We start from the raw sequence: 14,311 nt of genomic DNA, 5'->3' as shown, positions 1-14,311 counted from the left end.
GCCTGCTTTTTTCCATTGCTGACTTTGGATAACCACATGAGGCCAAGTTGCAGAGCCGTTAGGGATTCAATTAGCAGCACGGCTTGCTCGACACCGAGACGACACAAAGAGGCCTCAAAGGTGTAAAACCTTACGGTAACAGAAGTAAGCTACCTGTTGTGCGACCAGATTCGAGTTCCCTGTGCGCTGTTGCAGCATCCGCCAGCTTGTACTCTCCGCCGATATCCGCAACGACACCCGCACTGAACGCTTTTATCGTCGCGGCAGCAGCTTTGGCGTAACGGTCTCGATCGGCTGAATAGGCCATGACGCTTGGCTTTGCTAATGAAGCGGTTGCCAGTTCCTCTATTCTGATTGGAGAGACAGGTCTCGCCACCCAACCTATATTGGCGACAGTCCCGAAGGGGCGGACAGCTTGTAGTGACTTTCTTAGCATATCCCCGCCGATGCCATCAATCACGAAGTCTACGCCTCTGGCGTTTGTCAGCTTGGCTATTTCCTGGACTAGATCGGCATCCCGACCAACAATGACATGATCGGCACCCTGGGCAAGGGCGTACGCGGCCTTGTCTTTTGTACTGGCCGTGCCGATCACTGTGGCGCCAAACTGCTTGGCCCAGCGGGTGAGTAGTACGCCAAGACCGCCCGCTACAGCATGAATAAGCAGGACTGACCCAGGGCCAACCGGATAGCTGACGGTTAGCAACATATGGGCGGTGAGTCCACGCAGCATGGAGGCTGCGGCGGTGTTAAAAGCAATCTCTTGAGGCAGATGCACCGCCCGCCAAGCGGGTAGCAGTCTGGTTGAGGCATAGCCACCGGGAACGCCAGCATAAACCACTCGATCACCAACCCGAATTCCATCAACCTCAGTGCCAACGGCTTCGACGACTCCGGCACCCTCGACCCCAGGAATATACGGCTCAGGCAACGGATGGAGCCCGCTGCGATGATAGATATCAATAAAATTAACGCCGATGGCGTGCTGACGAATACGAATTTCGTCTGGTCCTGGCGCTTGTGGCGTGGACGCGATAACCTCGAGTGTTTCTGGCCCTCCGGGTGCTTTGATACGAATGTGCATATCACCGTCTGACAGCTGTGATGGTTGAGTTGGTGGGTATTCGTGCTTATTCATGATAGCGCTCCTTGAATCTTGGAAGGCTAGTGTGGAATAATCCGAATATGAAAAAAATAGATAAAAATGATAAGCGGTTTTCCAATAACGGAAAGCTGCCGCTAGCGCATATGATCTGGGATGACGCCCGCGTTTTTCTTGCTGTGGCGCGTTGTGGCACACTTAGTGGCGCGGCCAATTCGCTCGGTCTGGGCATTGCGACGCTGTCGCGACGTATCGAAAGGCTTGAATCGGCGCTGAATTTACCGCTTTTTATACGCCAGCAATCAGGTTATAAACTGACCGATGATGGTGCCGCTCTGCTTGACAAAGCTGAGGCTCTGGAACTGGCCGCAAACGCCTTTTCTTCAGGCGCTGAGCAGTATGCGCAAGTCACCGGAAAGGTGCGTCTGGCCACGGCCGAAGGCCTGGCAACAGGGCTGATCCTTCCGGCCTTGCCAGCGTTTTTTCAAGCCTATCCTCAGCTTGAAGTGGAGGTGGTGACTGATATCGCCACGGCGAATCTACATCGCCGAGATGCAGATCTGGCCGTGCGCATGGTCAGGCCGGAGCGCGGCAATGTGAATTTGCGTCGCCTGGGCACCCTGGGGTATGGCGTTTACTGCAGTCAGGCCTATGCTGGTAAACGCAACCCTGTTTCGGATGGAGTCCACTATGACCAAGACGACTTTATCACCTGGACCGACATGCAAGCGCATCTGCCTGTCGCACAATGGGTAGAACGGGTATTGCAGGGAAGAGCACCCAAGCTTACTACAACATCCATCACCACTCAGGTCGTAGCCGCGCAGGCCGGAATTGGCTTGGCCGTGTTACCGCATATCTCGGCAATAAATACAGGGTTGGTTTGTATAGCAACTGAGTTGGGTATAGATCAGCCTATTTATCTGGTGATCCAGTCAGATCTGACGCAATCAATACGTGTGCGCGTACTGGCCGATTTTCTCAGTGAACTTGTAATCAGCAATCACGCCCGTCTGGCGGGTGGCGACTTTGTATAGAATATATAGCCACTGACGGCTACAGCGTCGAGTTTAGACGCATCGTAGTCAAATCGAACATCTTGGCGTTGGTTTTGTATATATATAGTTGCATTGCTAACTATATGTGGCTAGACTGCAGCTATGTTTGAATATTGCCTCTACTTCAATACCACTGCGCTGGCTCGCCAACTTGAAAAAGAGTGGCTGATGCCTTTGCACCTTTTGGGTTAACACCGCCCCAAGCATTTATGCTTCGTACGGTGTTAGACAAGCCTGGATTACTTCAGCGTGAAATTGCTGAATCCATGGCCATATCACGACCCACAGCAACCCGCGCTCTTGATGCACTTGCCGCGAAGGGGTTTATCCAGCGGGTAAGTTCCAAGCACGATGGTAGAGAGCAAACGGTTCAGCCGACAGATGCGGCGGTTGAAATTCATGCGGCGCTCAATGAGGCTAGCGGGGTTGTGACGACAAGAATTAAGAACACCATAGGACAAGACGATTTTACTGATACGGTGACCAAGGTTCGTGGTGTGCGCTCCGCCTTAAAGTGAGTGTTTTTATACCTATATAGTTGCAAAGCTAACTAATGGAGATCTACTATGCCCATTCTCAACGTCAAAGTAAGTGCAAAAAAATCGCCGGAGATGACAACATCTATTTCCGGCCTCTTAATGGACCTCACAACCCGAATCCTCAAGAAAAAGCCGGAGGTAACATCAATCGCCATCGACTATGTCGATCCAGAAGACTGGCTCATTGGTGGTAAGTCTTTAGCAGAGCTCGGCAAAAAAACAATCTACTTTGATATCAAAATCACAGATGAAACAAACACCAAAGCTGAAAAAGTCGAGTACATCCATGCTGCATTTGACGGGTTCAGCCAATTGCTCGGCGATCTGCATGAGGTCAGTTATGTTTATGTTCAAGATGTACGCGCTACTGCATACGGCTACGGAGGCAAGACTCAAGAGTACCGATACCACATTTAGTGAGGCTCCTATGGTAGGAGCCCGGTCCCCGGGCGATAGAATGACGCAGGATGCCAATGCCGAGAGAGCTTTGGCTTAACCCTGATCCATTTTTACTTTGTTAACGTTCAAACGGCATAAGTCAGTTCAATAGGTTATATTCGGATGAGGATAAGATGTGAACGCCATCAATCCAGAGAAGTTGCTGCGCAGTAAATGGACAGCCGTTACACCACGTAATAAAGAAAAGCACTTTATGGTCACGAAGCTGGTTCGGGATGAGCAGGAGCGGGTAGAGGCGTGTTTGCTAGAGGCGGTGTTGACCAAGCAGGTATACAAATTTCCATGGCAGGAATTAAAGGATGATGCCGAGTGGCATATGGGTTGGAAGTAGAGTGTAACTGCTTCCAACCTTGCAACCCTGGATATTGCCTGCTTTAATCCATTACATATATTATGGTTATGATGCTGAGGTAGTGGTCTTGATGACCTGTTTGTCTATCAGATATCAAGGCTGTACATGCTAGGGAAGACATATCAGCCCTAAGCTCTTCGGGAACCTGTATTGGGCAGTCATCTTGGTAAAGTGGTATTTGGGGCTGCTATATAAACGTTATACAAAAAGGAAGAAGATTATGTCATTTATGGATAGTTCAATTGATGTTGCCGTAGCTTTAGGTAAGGGGGTTTACTCTGTAGGACAAGACGTTGCTTTTGGCATACAACGAACAGGAGAGGGACTTGGGCTTGGCAACGATGGTCGAATAGCTAACATTGGCTATGAAAATAGGGCAATGGTATCTTTGCTCGAGGACTTTTTCAGGTATGGCTCCAGTGATCGAAGGAGTCCTCTTTACAAAAGTATTGTTTATGTCCTTGAGCACTATTACTCATATTTTCCTGAAGACGCGATTGTGACATTGGCAGAGCAGGCGGGTATAGGCGCTGGGTATACAGCCGGGAGAATGGTGATAGGTAAAAAACTTGCTGAGGCAGTAGCTACTAGAATTGCTTTTGCCATTGCAGCAAGTGCAGCATATAAGCAGATTGCAAAACGTATTGGGGTATCGGCTGGTGCATCAGCTACAGGTATAGGCACTCCCATCGGTCTGCTTATGATGCAAGGGCTAATGCAGCGCTCTTCACATGCAGCCATGAGACTTCGAATGAAGAGTCCGCAACTCTACTTCATCCTACAAAGAAAAGGGGATTTGCAGCTGCTATATTTTCTACTGGAAAAGCCCTTGGAAAAATATGTTCAGGCTATATATCTACTGCTGAACGAAATCATGATGAATTCATGGATGCGATCAACAGAAAATATGAATTAAACTGATCCCACGAGACATGAGGCATCTGATATGCAGAAGAGAAAATGGGCATATTACATATCAAAATTCACGTTGATTGATGAGATTTTGGGTTTATTGTATTGGGCGCTTGCTATCTATGGAATTTTTGTGCTTTTAAGCTACTTGAGCAACACGTTTGTTATTGGTGTTGTTCTTTGTGCTTATATTGTTTTGGTAGTTGTTATATATATATATGTTCTGAAGAAGGTCACTGCTTTTTTCAAAAATTAATACTGAGTGATTGAAATAGAGGTATAGGTCTATCTGGTGCCCAAAGCAGAGCGTTGCACAAGGCGTTCGTCTTGACGTACGTACTTATAAGCGTACACTTGATTAAAAGTTAAACACGCAAGAGGTGCGTTATGAACGGAATCACAGCAACTGAAGCGCGCAGCAACCTTTATCGGTTGATTGACGAGACCGCTGAGTCCCACCAACCAATCGTCATCATGGGTAAGCGGAACAAAGCCATCCTGGTCTCCGAGGAAGACTGGTCTGCAATTCAGGAAACACTTTACCTACTCTCCGTACCCGGTATGCGGGAGTCTATTCGTGAGGGGATGGATACCCCCGTGGATGAATGCAATGAGGAGTTGGACTGGTGACATGGAAGTTGGTTTACATCAAGCAAGCCCAGAAAGACGCAAAGAAATTGGCCTCCAGCGGCCTCAAACCCAAAGCCCAAGAACTGTTAACGCTGATAGCGGAAGATCCATACCGCAAGCCGCCTCCATTTGAAAAGCTCATTGGGGATCTTGCGGGGGCCTATTCGCGCCGCATCAATATTCAGCATCGTCTGGTCTACCAAGTGCTGGAAGATGAGCAAGTGGTGAAAGTTCTGAGGCTCTGGAGCCACTACGAATAATGTATAACCAGCCGCTGCTGCCTGACAATTTCTCCACCGCTTCTCGGCTCCCAAACGGCGTGTGACGTTCCGGTTTGAGGACGGGACGCCGAAATAGTGAATTATGAAGACAATCACCTCCACAGCGGTTTGTTGATTTCGTGATCTACGTCGGCGACGGTCAGGCCGATGTCTTTCAGTTGCGCTTCGTTTAGCTGGCTGAGTCGGCTTCTGGTGCGCCAGTTATGGACGACTTTTTTCAAGATTCGCTTTCCATGGTTTTTCTTTTAGATTCTCTAATGTTACTTTGCAGCAGTTGTTGATGTCTAAGTGGTTGCTTTTAACGATGCTCATTTCTTCTGATGGGCATGTTTTCATGGTGTTTCTCCTTTTCCTTGTCTGTCTGTTTACGGGGCAGATCCCCTAAGCGCCTAGTTCATGTGAGGGTTCTCGGTACTTTTATCTTTAAGAGATCTGGTCCCTTTATAGGTAGTCTGCTTTAGATAAATAATCGGTTATTCAATGCGGTGCGACAAACGAGAAAAAGTGCTTTATAGTTAAGAAAATCTTATTTATGAGAACTGCCGTCAATGTCTTCCAGTCGTGTTTTACCACCGCTTAAATCCTTACAAGCCTTTCGTTATGCGGCACAGACGTTGAGTTTTAAGAAGGCGGCGGAGTCTCTTTTTGTCACGCAGGCGGCGGTGAGTCAGCAGATTAAAACCTTGGAGCAGGCGTTGGGGGTGGCGTTGTTTGAACGACACACCCGCCAAGTGGTGCTGACGGTGGAAGGGCAGTATTTATTTGAGTATGTTGAGAAGGCGTTTGGCTTATTGGAAGAGGGGGTCAAAGGGATTATGGAGGACCCGAATCCTAATACCCTGGTGATCAGTACGGTACCGTCGTTTTCCAACCGTTGGCTGGTGTCGCGTTTGGGTCGCTTCCAGGCTCAGCAGCCGGAGATTCATCTTCGGCTGAGTCCAAGCATTGATATATCGACCTTTGCGGACAGTGATTTGGACTTATGTATTCGTTTAGGTCAAGGCCAGTATGCTGGGCTGACTTCACAGTTGTTGTTTAAAGAGTACTTAGTGTTGGTGTGCCATCCATCGATGATTAACATGGACGAGCCAATTAAGGCACAATTACTCAATATTCCTATTATTACCGATACTGGACCGGATGTTCAGCATGTGTGGCCGGTGTTACAGCGATTTTTAGACCTTTACGATATGCCGATGAAATCGCATTTGCATGTGGCGGATTCGACCTCTTTGATGGAGGCGTTGTTGTCTCGCCAAGGGCTGGCGATGATGCGTTATAGTCTGGTGTATGAGCAGATAGAAAAAGGTCAGCTTATTTGCCCGCTGCCCATTTATATGAAGTCGCAGTATGACTTTTACCTTGTCGCGCCTGCCCCTCATTTTAAGTATCAAAAGGTGATGGCGTTCAAACGCTGGATTGAAGATGAAGTGAAAGCCATTGATGTATCGTGGATGACCTATTTAAAGACGCATCCCAATATGGAAGAGGTCAGGCAAGCGGACGCTCATTGCGTTCGCGCCGTTGTTAAAGGGTGATCGTCCCGAACCCGTAAAAAACTGGTAAAACGGGGCAAACCATTATTGGTGTAGCCGTGGTATTTATAGGTAATTGTACTGCCGATAGACGGTGGATTGGCGCGTTCGGCGTCAGTGAATCCGCTGCCGACAGAAAATTCAATGCCTTGTTGATTTCGCACTCGCAGAGCGCCCAGCATGCCGGTGTATTTGCCTCGGCCGGGTAAATGCGCAATCACCTCGGCTTCGGCATCAAAATAAGGCTTTAACTTCAATAACGCATCAGTTCTGCCAGACCGATGCTGTGCGCTGGCTAAATGCAGCATCAAGCCTTCCGCGCCGCTTTCAACAACATCCTGCAGATGTTCACTTAACGCCTGATTGGAATCAAAACGCAGCTGTTTTACGGCTTTGATATGCTCTGCATTTATCTGTTCTATTAAGTCGGTATAGTTTCTGTAACGCTGCTCAAAGGGAAGCTGGGCATCAGGCATGTCAAAAACCATATAGTTGACCTGACGCCATTGGTCATCGTTGGCTACTTGGGTGCGTACGATGCCACTCAGGGCTTCGAAATCCTGACGTTGTGTCCATAACTCACCATCCAGCCAAACCGCAGGTAAGGGGGCGGTGAACCAATTAGGCGCTGGTATCGGGTTACCTTGCCGGGTCAGCAGTTGTTCGCCTGTCCATATAGCCCTTACACCATCATATTTTTCACTGACTAAATAGTCGCTGATGGTGACGGCACTATCCTGGTTATAGACCTTTGCCAGTTGCACTTGTGCTGAAGATTTCACCGAGAATAGGGCACAAGCGCCAACACACAGAAGAGTAAAATAAACGCGAGGTAATGTTGAGCGTTTTGAGAGCTTCGAGAGTTTTGACATCATAGCATCCTTGCTTGTCAGTAAGTTGCAGCGCTCCTGCGCTAGCGGTACGAATAGAGTATAGCACCGGGAATTATGCTTCGCACTGCGGCAATGAGTTAGTCACTCTCCGCTCGCAGAAGAGCCGCCATTGCTGTGTTTGTGGTCACGAAACTGGTTCGGGATGAGCAGGAGCGGGTAGAGCGTGTTTGCTAGAGGCGGTGCTGACTCGACAGGTGTACAGACTTTCCTGGCAGGCATTAAAAGATGATGCATAATGGCGTATGGGGTGGAGTTAGTGTGGTCTGGCTTTGAAGGTGAACTCTAGCTCTATTCATTTTTCTGATCCCTATAGCTGACATAAACCAAACTTAGCGCCAATAATGCCGGTAGTGTCACGCCAGCAAAATCCTCAAACAAGGATATCGTTCCACATATACCAACAATGACCTCCCACACATGGATAATAGCGTGACCTGTCAGCCATGCAGTAGGCATCAACCAGAGTACCAGCCGGTGTTTGATGGACATTTCGCCAGCAATAAAGGCCACACCTATCAAAATGTAGTTGATACCTATATCGCGGACAAAATGCTGGTTGAACAGCCCTCGGCCCGGTACGCCAGGTACAAACCAGTACCAGGCTTCAGGAGCGAATGTCATAAAAAATCCATTAGCCAAGGCCGCCAAGCCCAAGAGGGTGGCGGTCATCATGGTTGCTTTGTTAAACATTTTTCTGTCTCACGGGCAACGCTGCTTGCCGTGTCGGTGCCAGCGATGCGTCATTCACTATGACTTTGCTACAGGTTTTACCGTATCCCAGGGCGTACTTCAGTGCAGGATAAACCCGCGAGGAACTGATGCAAAAGCTAAGGGTGATAAGTCCTTTTTTGCCCCATAAGGCCAATATTTCTTCACGCAAATCATCAGCCTCAGGATTGTGGGCCAACACTGACTCTGTAAATTGCACGACCAGTGCGATATCTTTGGGCAGCTTGTTCAAGTCTCTATCAATAATTGCGCTCACAATATCCGGGCTTACGTTGGCTTCCAAAGCCATATTGACCACCAACTGCGTGCAGGGGCCGCAATCGTCCCAGATAATTGCGCGTATCCTGGCAGCGCACAGTGGCCCTGGCGGTACATGTCCTGAGTGGGATGACATGGTTTGAAACCCCATAAACTTTAAAAACGCCCCTACATCTGCTTGAAGAATATCCTGCATATAACCAACGTCATAGTCGTACCGCTTTTTCATGGATAGCAGCATTTTGTTGCATATATATCGAATCATTTTAGCTCCTGAGGATTTGTATCAATCCCATTTAAGAACAATGCTTTGCTGTAAACAGCACAAATTTTATAGGTGCCAAGATCAAGGCTGTGATGAAAATGCACTGTCTTGTGCTTTTGCCTGTGCCTTTACAGGTTTGAACAAGAGCAAAAAGCTCAGCAGGAAGATCATCGCGCAGGTGTAAAGCATCACTGCAAAGCTGCCATCATTCAGAAGACTGGATGCTAGCAGCGGTCCTGTTGCCAGTCCGACAAAGGAGACGACTGCCGCAATGGTTGAAAGCCTGCCGCTGTTATCCATCTCGGCGGTGACTGCAAACAAGTATGACTGGACTGCTGGCCATGAAAAAAACAGTAAGGACATGGCAACAACATAGAGAGAGGTAAAGTGTGAAAAGTTGAGCAGTATTGCAGCCAGTATCGACATGGCGATGCCTGTAACAACCATATAGATGCGACTAACACGTTTACCACTGATTACTGGAATCATCGCCCCCAGTAACCCCAGCATGCCGGTTATAGCGATGTAGGTACTGATATTTTCAGACGTAAGACTGGCGCCCAGGCCGATGAGCCCTACGTAAGCATAAATGGCACTGGCAGCTGTCAGATATAACACGATTGCCAACAGCAATAGCACTGGTTTTCCAAACAGCTTAGCTAAGGGCATGGATTGGCTGATTGACTGACTGCTCAGTGGAAGAGCGGGAAGAAAGGGTATCAGAACCAGGCTGATAAAGATAAAACCCGCCATGACGTAAAAAACCGCATGTGCGTTCAGTAGCTCTTCGAGCGCTGGTAACCCATACATTACGATAGAGCCAATACTGAACTGTATAAACAGCAAGGTTCCAAAAGCACGATCCGGATTATTCAGCCGAGCCAGTACCGAGAAGCCAATCCCGACGCATAGCCCACCCAGCAACCCGGCCAGAAAACGCCAGCCTAGCATGATGGTGTAGTCATCAACCCATATAGTGCCGATATCAACCAGCGCCAACAGAGTCAAAAATACCAACATAACGGGTTGCCAATGAAAGCACCGGACCATAAAAATGGACACAATACACCCCAGCAGACTTCCATATCCATTAAGCGCAACTATCTGCCCGGCTTCGGCCTCATTGAAACCAATACCGCCTGCCAGTGCATTTACAACGCCCGGCAAAAAGTTAATATAAGCCAGCCCAGCCATGGCGATAAAGCCTAGGAAAAAGTATGCAAGTGGATTGCTTGCCGGTAGTTGTATTGAAAGAGAGTGCTTCAACATGATTCCTCACTTAGATATCTGTATTCTGTCGTCAGGAATTCTATGACCCTGAAAAGCCCAGAAAAATAGGTTGGCTTCCCTATCAGTCGTGAAGAATATTCATTATTTTCGTGTTATAGACAGTCTGAGGAACGACCGACTATACTCAGCCAATGGATAAGCTACGTTCACTGGAAATATTCTTAGCCACTTGTGATAGTGGTAACTTTGCGGCGGCAGCGAGAAGCTGCAACACAGATCCATCCACGGTCAGCAAGGCAATTGGCCGTCTGGAAGCCCAGTTGGGATTGACTCTTTTCCAACGCTCCACCCGTCAGTTGCGCATAACTACAGCTGGTAAGCGCTATGCCGATACTGTGCGCAAGTTGTTCCAGGACCTTACCTCCTGCGAAGATGAACTGAGGCATTTAAATGATTCACCTTGCGGCACCTTGCGTATTAATTCTGCCGCCTGCTACGGCCACCTCTATTTGCGCCCGTTATTGCAGGCATTCTGTCAGCGCTATCCGGAAATCAAGCTTGAAATAGAGATCAATGATCTATATGTGGATATCATTGAGAATGAAATAGATGTGGCGCTGCGAACGGGTTTCGTGACAGACAGCCGTCTAGTGGCAAGGCAGTCTCAGCCCAATGGACTTTATGACATGTGTGTCCCCTCAATATCTGGAAGCACACGGCACACCGAGTTGTGCCGACGATTTTCAACAACACAGCTGGATTGGCTTTAGAATCAAGGAAACACAGCAGCTACAGCCTATCTTTTTGCCGAATGAGAAAGGGGAGTATCTCCCTTATGAATTAGAACGTAGTCATATCACCGATGACGGCGAGACAATGGCGCATATGTGTACCGATGGTCTGGGTTTTGCTCAACTGCCTCACTTTCTTGCAAAAAGTGGTTTGAACAGCGGAGCTTTGGTTTCCCTGTTCCCCTGTTTCAGGCCGCCACAAGCTGATAGTGGCGTGTTTGCCATTTATCCCAAACGAGATTATTTACCCGCCAAGGTCAGGGTCTTTATTGAGTTTATGATGTCATCGTTAGAGTCCATGGGTGAAAGTGCTAATAAGACCTGGGCTGAAAGTTGGATCCCTGTTGTTGATTTTCCTCGATGAAAGCGGAGGCTGGTCCAAACAAGCGCCATCTATCTTGTGCCCTTTGTAGAGTCGGAAGATGAAGTTTTTCTGAAAACGATCATTCCGAGCCGGAAGGCAACTAAAACCTATTTGGGAGGTTCGACATGAGCAGACTGGATAAAGAAGAGCAGGAAATTCTGGACGCGTTCGATGCTGGCGAGTTGCTGCGTGCACCAGATGTTGAAGATCGAAAAGTGCGGCACCAACAGTATGCCGAAACCATGTTCAAGAAAGATGCCCGCATCAACATCAGGCTTTCTTCCAAGGACCTGCGGGGACTTCAGAAAAAAGCACTGTCTGAAGGTATCCCCTACCAAACACTTGTTGCCAGTATCCTCCATAAGTATGTTGAGGGTCGCTTGCATGAGGATCGTAGCTAACCTATATGGGCCTCTCTTATCTCATCCTGCTGTATTAGTATTTCCTGGCTGGGATGTTGAACATGAGTCAGCCGCATAACCAGCGGTTGCAACAGGTGCAGTTTCACTGCGCGGCTCAAATAAATGTCCAGGCCAATACCCTGGTAATCTTATTTCCCTGCTTCATCTCTATTTCCCGTATATCAACGGCACCGAGCTTACTAATCAGCTTCTTTAGAGGCTTAACTGTGTCGGCTTTTGAAACCAGGCTGGTAAACCAGCGACATTGCGTTGAATACATCTGACTTTCTCTGACCAGCTTTTTAAGAAACAGCTGTTCGCCCCCCTTACACCACAGCTCGGCTCCCAGCCCGCCAAAATTCAGAGTGGGGGATTCGGCTGTTGCGTTTTGCACACCGCGACTGCGAGCAAGGTTGTTGATTTTAAGCTGGCTGCCCTTAAGTGCGTCATCGAGCGAGGCATGAAAGGGTGGGTTGCATACACTGACGTCAAAGAATTCACCTGCTTGAATGATGCCTTCAAACATGTGGTTCTTATCCGGCTGCCTGCGCAGCGTGAAACGGTCTTTGAGTGTGGGGTTTTTGGCGATAATCCTGGTGACGTTCTCAAGCGACTGAGTGTTAATGTCACTACCGACACACTGCCAGCCGTAAATTTGGCAGGCCAGTAGCGGGTAGATTCCATTGGCTCCAGTGCCTATATCGAGCAGTTTGATGCTGGGCTGTTCAAGTCCAGGGTTAAGTCCAGAGCCAAGTCCAGGCTCAGCTCCAAGCAGGTCAGCCATGTAATGGATATAGTCGGCTCTGCCTGGAATCGGCGGGCAAAGCGCGCCTTCTGGAATATCCCAGCCGACAATATTGTAGTATCGGTTTAATAACGCCGCGTTGAGCGTTTTTACCGCCAAGGGGTCTGCGAAATCGATGGAAAGGTCGCCGTAAGCGTTGGGTTTCACATGGGGGGCAAGTGCGGGGTGGCTTTTTACCAGCGCCGGGAAATCATAGCCCTGGTTATGTAGATTCCTCGGGTGCAGGCCTTTGAGAACTGTCCTGGTTTGGCTTTTGTTACTTCGATGGCGTGTGTTCACAGTCATAGGCCTGAGGCTTGAGTTCAAAAGTAGAGTGGATCTGGTTGAGTCGATGATTATAATCTTTATGTATGTGTTGGGCATACCGGGGTGTTATGCATACAGAAGGGCGTCATCGCACTCGTCCGTTTATGGCTGGCTCGTCAGGATGAAAATCGCGAGGTATTAATGACTACAGATATTAGAATTTGTTTTGTGGGTGATTCTTTCGTCAATGGCACGGGGGATGAAGAAGCGCTTGGATGGGCTGGACGATTGTGTGCTGCCGCGAATACGCGCGACATTCCCGTCACCTACTACAACCTCGGTATACGACGAAACACCAGCAGAGATATTCTGCAGCGTTTTGAAATTGAATGCCCTCTGCGGTTACCCGAGACCTGTGATAGCCGAGTCGTGCTTTCCTGCGGAGTCAACGACACTGTTATCGAAAACGGAGCTAGGCGTATTCCATACGCTGAGTCACGTGCAAATGTACGAGAGCTACTTCACAGGGCTAAACAATACAAAACAATTTTGGTTGGCCCACCCCCAGTTGGTGAAGACAAACAAAATGAGAGAATCATGGCGCTTTCACAGGCCTTTGCGGAAGAAGCGGCAGCGCAGAGCGTGCCCTACATTGATCTTTTTTCGTCCCTGGTGTCTGATGATTCATACAAGCTTGAGGTGATGAACAATGACGGTTCACATCCTGGAAGCAGCGGTTATGTGAAAATGGCGCACATAATTTCGTCGTCACCAAACTGGTGGTTTTACGCGCCCTAAAAAAATATGCAGCAGAGCTGGAAAGTGGCGTTATGCATACAGGAGGATGTCATGAAGGAAAGGGGAAAAATCAACTTGCTGCTTCGTCCTTATTTTTCAGCCGAGCATGCTGCCTGCATTAACTACATGGGAGAGTAGTGGTTTTATGAAGTTTGACCCAGTAATCAGAGATGCTGACTATTACCGTCGGCGTTTGATAATCATATACGGTTTGCTCAGTTTCACGTTCTTGGTGGCTGGTATAGTGGCATTCTATTTTGATCATGTGACGTATCCTGGACGCACCGGCATGGCTGAGTTTTCGGGTAAGAATGCCCACGGGGCAGGGGTTGCTTCCTTTTTTATTGCAGCCTATTGGACTTATCAATCCTTGAAGGAATACCGCGTTTCTTTGCTCTTGCTGCTGAGCCCTTTTGCAGCGGCAGCTTCTGTGTCGGTAATGTTACTAGCCATCAAGTATGGTTAATAATTCGTGCCGCCAGGGTTGCTTCAGCGTGAAATTGCTGAATTCATGGACATATCACGGGAGTTTGCCGATGTTCAGAGCTCCTAAAGATTGGAAACGGAACTCGCCTTGCCGGACTCTAGCTCGGAGATGGCTGCGGCTGTTGCTGCATTGGGCTGCTTCATTTTAAGCTCAAAGGGGATGCCGCCGTAATTAAT

At 48.4% G+C, this 14,311-nt stretch carries 21 protein-coding genes; 13 read left to right on the top strand and 8 right to left on the bottom strand.

Annotated features, from left to right (window positions below):
• Nucleotides 1-130: 130 nt before the first annotated feature.
• Nucleotides 131-1,138, bottom strand: coding sequence for a quinone oxidoreductase family protein (locus LH51_RS05035; RefSeq protein ID WP_200881879.1), 1,008 nt, complete (start codon nt 1,136-1,138; stop codon nt 131-133).
• A gap of 47 nt (nt 1,139-1,185) precedes the next feature.
• On the opposite strand from LH51_RS05035, the gene LH51_RS05030 reads away from it, so the two are divergent.
• The 7 genes from LH51_RS05030 (at nt 1,186) to LH51_RS04995 (ending at nt 5,312) form a co-directional block, all read left to right on the top strand.
• Nucleotides 1,186-2,139: a LysR family transcriptional regulator gene (locus LH51_RS05030; RefSeq protein ID WP_036520385.1), complete on the top strand. Its 954-nt coding sequence runs from the start codon at nt 1,186-1,188 to the stop codon at nt 2,137-2,139.
• A gap of 182 nt (nt 2,140-2,321) precedes the next feature.
• Nucleotides 2,322-2,678, top strand: a complete 357-nt coding sequence (locus LH51_RS05025) for a MarR family transcriptional regulator (protein WP_200881878.1) — start codon at nt 2,322-2,324, stop codon at nt 2,676-2,678.
• 48 nt (nt 2,679-2,726) lie between these two features.
• Nucleotides 2,727-3,116 carry a tautomerase family protein gene (locus LH51_RS05020; RefSeq protein WP_036520383.1) on the top strand — a complete coding sequence of 130 codons (390 nt, stop codon included), beginning with the start codon at nt 2,727-2,729 and terminating at the stop codon, nt 3,114-3,116.
• Nucleotides 3,117-3,273: 157 nt separating this feature from the next.
• A complete protein-coding gene (locus LH51_RS05015; RefSeq protein ID WP_036520381.1) occupies nt 3,274-3,489 on the top strand; it encodes a TIGR02450 family Trp-rich protein in 216 nt (71 codons plus the stop codon).
• A 241-nt stretch (nt 3,490-3,730) separates the two neighbouring features.
• Nucleotides 3,731-4,426: a hypothetical protein gene (locus LH51_RS05010; RefSeq protein ID WP_036520379.1), complete on the top strand. Its 696-nt coding sequence runs from the start codon at nt 3,731-3,733 to the stop codon at nt 4,424-4,426.
• A gap of 383 nt (nt 4,427-4,809) precedes the next feature.
• On the top strand, nt 4,810-5,052 hold the full coding sequence (locus LH51_RS05000; protein ID WP_036520375.1) for a type II toxin-antitoxin system Phd/YefM family antitoxin: 243 nt from the start codon (nt 4,810-4,812) through the stop codon (nt 5,050-5,052).
• Nucleotides 5,049-5,312, top strand: a complete 264-nt coding sequence (locus LH51_RS04995; protein ID WP_036520373.1) for a Txe/YoeB family addiction module toxin — start codon at nt 5,049-5,051, stop codon at nt 5,310-5,312. Before LH51_RS05000 ends, LH51_RS04995 begins: the two co-directional genes overlap by 4 nt.
• Nucleotides 5,313-5,425: 113 nt before the next feature.
• Here the strand turns inward: LH51_RS04995 and LH51_RS19865 are convergent, their stop codons facing one another.
• Nucleotides 5,426-5,554 (bottom strand): DUF1127 domain-containing protein, encoded by a 129-nt coding sequence (locus LH51_RS19865; protein WP_160173679.1) that lies wholly within the window; start codon nt 5,552-5,554, stop codon nt 5,426-5,428.
• Between the two features lie 327 nt (nt 5,555-5,881).
• Between LH51_RS19865 and LH51_RS04990 the strand changes: the two genes are divergently transcribed.
• On the top strand, nt 5,882-6,871 hold the full coding sequence (locus LH51_RS04990) for a LysR substrate-binding domain-containing protein (protein ID WP_052063454.1): 990 nt from the start codon (nt 5,882-5,884) through the stop codon (nt 6,869-6,871).
• On the opposite strand, the gene LH51_RS04985 is transcribed toward LH51_RS04990, so the two are convergent.
• The 4 genes from LH51_RS04985 to LH51_RS04970 all read right to left on the bottom strand — a co-directional run bounded on the left by LH51_RS04985 (nt 6,841) and on the right by LH51_RS04970 (nt 10,282).
• The gene (locus LH51_RS04985; protein WP_081960667.1) at nt 6,841-7,740 is read right to left on the bottom strand and encodes a DNA ligase; all 900 of its coding nucleotides are present in this window, start codon (nt 7,738-7,740) and stop codon (nt 6,841-6,843) included. The genes LH51_RS04990 and LH51_RS04985 overlap by 31 nt on opposite strands.
• A gap of 309 nt (nt 7,741-8,049) precedes the next feature.
• A complete protein-coding gene (locus LH51_RS04980) occupies nt 8,050-8,451 on the bottom strand; it encodes a hypothetical protein (protein WP_036520371.1) in 402 nt (133 codons plus the stop codon).
• Nucleotides 8,444-8,989, bottom strand: a complete 546-nt coding sequence (locus tag LH51_RS04975; RefSeq protein ID WP_200881876.1) for a hypothetical protein — start codon at nt 8,987-8,989, stop codon at nt 8,444-8,446. Before LH51_RS04975 ends, LH51_RS04980 begins: the two co-directional genes overlap by 8 nt.
• Nucleotides 8,990-9,094: 105 nt before the next feature.
• Nucleotides 9,095-10,282, bottom strand: coding sequence for an MFS transporter (locus LH51_RS04970; RefSeq protein ID WP_081960666.1), 1,188 nt, complete (start codon nt 10,280-10,282; stop codon nt 9,095-9,097).
• A 152-nt stretch (nt 10,283-10,434) separates the two neighbouring features.
• On the opposite strand from LH51_RS04970, the gene LH51_RS23405 reads away from it, so the two are divergent.
• The 3 genes from LH51_RS23405 (at nt 10,435) to LH51_RS04960 (ending at nt 11,799) form a co-directional block, all read left to right on the top strand.
• Nucleotides 10,435-11,013 carry a LysR family transcriptional regulator gene (locus tag LH51_RS23405; RefSeq protein ID WP_200881875.1) on the top strand — a complete coding sequence of 193 codons (579 nt, stop codon included), beginning with the start codon at nt 10,435-10,437 and terminating at the stop codon, nt 11,011-11,013.
• The gene (locus LH51_RS23400) at nt 10,916-11,398 is read left to right on the top strand and encodes a LysR substrate-binding domain-containing protein (RefSeq protein WP_327124301.1); all 483 of its coding nucleotides are present in this window, start codon (nt 10,916-10,918) and stop codon (nt 11,396-11,398) included. The genes LH51_RS23405 and LH51_RS23400 overlap by 98 nt, the downstream gene beginning before the upstream one ends.
• 125 nt (nt 11,399-11,523) lie before the next feature.
• Nucleotides 11,524-11,799, top strand: coding sequence for a CopG family antitoxin (locus LH51_RS04960; RefSeq protein WP_036520363.1), 276 nt, complete (start codon nt 11,524-11,526; stop codon nt 11,797-11,799).
• Between the two features lie 115 nt (nt 11,800-11,914).
• On the opposite strand, the gene rlmF is transcribed toward LH51_RS04960, so the two are convergent.
• Nucleotides 11,915-12,889, bottom strand: a complete 975-nt coding sequence (gene rlmF, locus LH51_RS04955) for a 23S rRNA (adenine(1618)-N(6))-methyltransferase RlmF (protein ID WP_235263528.1) — start codon at nt 12,887-12,889, stop codon at nt 11,915-11,917.
• Between the two features lie 162 nt (nt 12,890-13,051).
• Between rlmF and LH51_RS04950 the strand changes: the two genes are divergently transcribed.
• Together LH51_RS04950 and LH51_RS04945 are read left to right on the top strand one after the other, a co-directional pair.
• Complete coding sequence (locus tag LH51_RS04950; protein WP_036520360.1) at nt 13,052-13,648, top strand: DUF459 domain-containing protein; 597 nt, start codon at nt 13,052-13,054, stop codon at nt 13,646-13,648.
• A gap of 106 nt (nt 13,649-13,754) precedes the next feature.
• Nucleotides 13,755-14,114 carry a hypothetical protein gene (locus LH51_RS04945; protein ID WP_144244181.1) on the top strand — a complete coding sequence of 120 codons (360 nt, stop codon included), beginning with the start codon at nt 13,755-13,757 and terminating at the stop codon, nt 14,112-14,114.
• Nucleotides 14,115-14,197: 83 nt separating this feature from the next.
• Here LH51_RS04945 and LH51_RS24655 read toward each other — a convergent pair whose 3' ends face one another.
• On the bottom strand, nt 14,198-14,296 hold the full coding sequence (locus LH51_RS24655; protein WP_442934812.1) for a type II toxin-antitoxin system RelB/DinJ family antitoxin: 99 nt from the start codon (nt 14,294-14,296) through the stop codon (nt 14,198-14,200).
• Nucleotides 14,297-14,311 lie beyond the last annotated feature (15 nt).

Source organism: Nitrincola sp. A-D6 (assembly GCF_000764495.1).
GTDB lineage: Bacteria > Pseudomonadota > Gammaproteobacteria > Pseudomonadales > Balneatricaceae > Nitrincola.
The sequence above is the reverse complement of the archived record's forward strand: the minus strand, read 5'-3'. Positions and strand labels throughout refer to the sequence as shown.

What these genes read in the sequence shown, in the direction of transcription:
- LH51_RS04960 (WP_036520363.1), top strand. Translation starts at nt 11,524, where the DNA reads ATGAGCAGACTGGATAAAGAAGAGCAGGAAATTCTGGACGCGTTCGAT.
- LH51_RS04975 (WP_200881876.1), bottom strand. Translation starts at nt 8,989, where the DNA reads ATGCTGCTATCCATGAAAAAGCGGTACGACTATGACGTTGGTTATATG.
- LH51_RS04945 (WP_144244181.1), top strand. Translation starts at nt 13,755, where the DNA reads ATGCTGCCTGCATTAACTACATGGGAGAGTAGTGGTTTTATGAAGTTT.
- LH51_RS04950 (WP_036520360.1), top strand. Translation starts at nt 13,052, where the DNA reads ATGACTACAGATATTAGAATTTGTTTTGTGGGTGATTCTTTCGTCAAT.
- LH51_RS04980 (WP_036520371.1), bottom strand. Translation starts at nt 8,451, where the DNA reads ATGTTTAACAAAGCAACCATGATGACCGCCACCCTCTTGGGCTTGGCG.
- LH51_RS05000 (WP_036520375.1), top strand. Translation starts at nt 4,810, where the DNA reads ATGAACGGAATCACAGCAACTGAAGCGCGCAGCAACCTTTATCGGTTG.
- LH51_RS05010 (WP_036520379.1), top strand. Translation starts at nt 3,731, where the DNA reads ATGTCATTTATGGATAGTTCAATTGATGTTGCCGTAGCTTTAGGTAAG.
- LH51_RS04985 (WP_081960667.1), bottom strand. Translation starts at nt 7,740, where the DNA reads ATGTCAAAACTCTCGAAGCTCTCAAAACGCTCAACATTACCTCGCGTT.
- LH51_RS05020 (WP_036520383.1), top strand. Translation starts at nt 2,727, where the DNA reads ATGCCCATTCTCAACGTCAAAGTAAGTGCAAAAAAATCGCCGGAGATG.
- LH51_RS05035 (WP_200881879.1), bottom strand. Translation starts at nt 1,138, where the DNA reads ATGAATAAGCACGAATACCCACCAACTCAACCATCACAGCTGTCAGAC.
- LH51_RS05030 (WP_036520385.1), top strand. Translation starts at nt 1,186, where the DNA reads ATGAAAAAAATAGATAAAAATGATAAGCGGTTTTCCAATAACGGAAAG.
- LH51_RS04990 (WP_052063454.1), top strand. Translation starts at nt 5,882, where the DNA reads ATGTCTTCCAGTCGTGTTTTACCACCGCTTAAATCCTTACAAGCCTTT.
- LH51_RS23405 (WP_200881875.1), top strand. Translation starts at nt 10,435, where the DNA reads ATGGATAAGCTACGTTCACTGGAAATATTCTTAGCCACTTGTGATAGT.
- rlmF (WP_235263528.1), bottom strand. Translation starts at nt 12,889, where the DNA reads ATGACTGTGAACACACGCCATCGAAGTAACAAAAGCCAAACCAGGACA.
- LH51_RS23400 (WP_327124301.1), top strand. Translation starts at nt 10,916, where the DNA reads ATGGACTTTATGACATGTGTGTCCCCTCAATATCTGGAAGCACACGGC.
- LH51_RS04970 (WP_081960666.1), bottom strand. Translation starts at nt 10,282, where the DNA reads ATGTTGAAGCACTCTCTTTCAATACAACTACCGGCAAGCAATCCACTT.